We start from the raw sequence: 1,861 nt of genomic DNA on the forward strand, positions 1-1,861 counted from the left end.
GGGCGCGATGCCGCGGGCAAGGGCGGCACCATCAAGCGGTTCATGGAACACCTCAACCCCCGTGGGGCCCGCGTCGTCGCCCTGGAGAAGCCCACCGAGCGCGAACGCTCCCAGTGGTACTTCCAGCGCTACGTCAACCATCTGCCCGCCGCAGGGGAGATCGTGCTCTTCGACCGGTCCTGGTACAACCGGGCCGGTGTCGAGCGGGTGATGGGGTTCTGCAACCAGAAGCAGCACGCCGAGTTCATCCGCCAGGCACCGTTGTTCGAGCAGATGCTGGTCAACGACGGCATCAGCCTCACCAAGCTCTGGTTCTCGGTGACGCAGGCCGAGCAGCGCACCCGCTTCACCATCCGGCAGGTGGACCCCGTCCGGCAGTGGAAGCTGTCGCCCACCGACCTTGCCTCGTTGGACAAGTGGGGGGACTACACCGCCGCCAAGGAGGACATGTTCGCCTGGACGGACACCGAGATCGCGCCATGGACCGTGGTCAAGAGCAACGACAAGAAGCGCGCCCGCATTAACGCGATGCGACACATCCTCGGTAAGTTCGAGTACGACAACAAGGATCACGAGATCGTCGGCCACGCCGACCCGCTCATCGTGGGACGCGCGCTGGCCGACTGACCTGGGCCGACGCCCAGGACAGGAGGACGCGCCCGTGCGGTTCGTCGCGACTCTCCTGCTGTGGATCCTGACCACCGCCGCGCTGGCGGTAGCGGTCCCTGCGAGCTGGGCGCAGCACAACGTGGTCGACCGCAATGGATATTCGGCGCTCGCGACGTCGGCGGCGAAGGATCCGCGCGTGCAGCAGGCGATGTCGGACGAGCTGACGACACAACTGGTGAACCTGGCCGCCAACTCCGGCTACGACGTCAACGAGAACCTGCTGGCCGGGGCGGCCAGGGCCTACACCTCGGGTTCGGCGTTTCCCGGTCAGTTCGCCCTGGCGAACCAACTCGTGCACCGCTGGTTGTTCACCGACATCGTGAGCCAATCCGACGCCTCGGGTCGATGGGAGATCGACCTGTCACCGATGTTGTCCGACAGTTCATTTCAACAGACCCTTGCCGACTTCGGCATCAAGGCTCCGTCGAGCCTGACCATCCCGCTCACCAAGAACGTGTCGGACTCGGTGCGTCCCGGTCAGCTGCGAGACGTCGCGAAGTGGGGTCCGTGGGCCAGCGTCGGCGCAGTGATCCTCACCGGGGTGCTGGCACTTCTGACGTTGGCCGCAGCCAGGCAGCGCGGCAAAGCACTTGCCGCCCTGGGTGTCTCGGGGCTGATCGTCGGTGCTGCGGGATGGGCGGCGATCGAGGTCGGGCGACGGCGCGTCAACGACGCGCTCGACGCGACGTCGGGGGAGATTAGGAACCTCGCCGCCGCCATGGTCGAGCACGCCATCGGAAGCCTGCACCTCTGGCTGAATCTGACGATGGCCGCGGGCGCCGCGCTCGTCGTACTGGGTGTGCTCGCCTCGATGTTGGGCGGACTGCGGAAGAGGACGGTCAGGGAGCCTGCGCGTTAGTCAGGGTTCGATGACGTGTGACGGGTCGGGACGACGCTCGGGTGAGGCCTGGCTGTAATCGCCCCATGGGCCGTCGCGTCGCTCGACGGCGGAGCGGACGCCGTCGGTCTTGGCGGTGTCGATGAACTCGTGCGCCTCGGGGGTGTTGCGCATCAGGCCGTCGAGGATCCCGCCGAGCGTCTGCGTCGACGACAGCCCCATGTTCTCGTAGGCCTGGTTGACGATCAACTTCTGAGCCTGCAACTGCGACAGCGGGATTCGGGATAGCTTCGCGGCGATCTCGGCGACGCGTGCCTCGAGTCGCTCGAACGGGACGGACTCGTTGATCAACTC

General features: G+C 66.4%; 2 protein-coding genes and 1 pseudogene. 2 read left to right on the forward strand and 1 reads right to left on the reverse strand.

Features of this window, described 5'->3' with window-relative positions:
* Together ppk2 and ACRDUX_RS31945 are read left to right on the forward strand one after the other, a co-directional pair.
* Positions 1 to 627 (forward strand): polyphosphate kinase 2 (gene ppk2 / locus ACRDUX_RS31940; RefSeq protein WP_526420040.1); only part of this gene is annotated, 627 nt, incomplete at its 5' end.
* Between the two features lie 34 nt (positions 628 to 661).
* A complete protein-coding gene (locus tag ACRDUX_RS31945) occupies positions 662 to 1,528 on the forward strand; it encodes a hypothetical protein (protein ID WP_526420042.1) in 867 nt (288 codons plus the stop codon).
* Here the strand turns inward: ACRDUX_RS31945 and ACRDUX_RS31950 are convergent.
* Positions 1,529 to 1,861 (reverse strand): annotated as a pseudogene (locus ACRDUX_RS31950) (crotonase/enoyl-CoA hydratase family protein); the annotation flags it as partial.

Origin of the sequence: Mycobacterium sp., from assembly GCF_050701675.1 — a bacterium.
In the GTDB taxonomy this organism is placed as follows: domain Bacteria; phylum Actinomycetota; class Actinomycetes; order Mycobacteriales; family Mycobacteriaceae; genus Mycobacterium.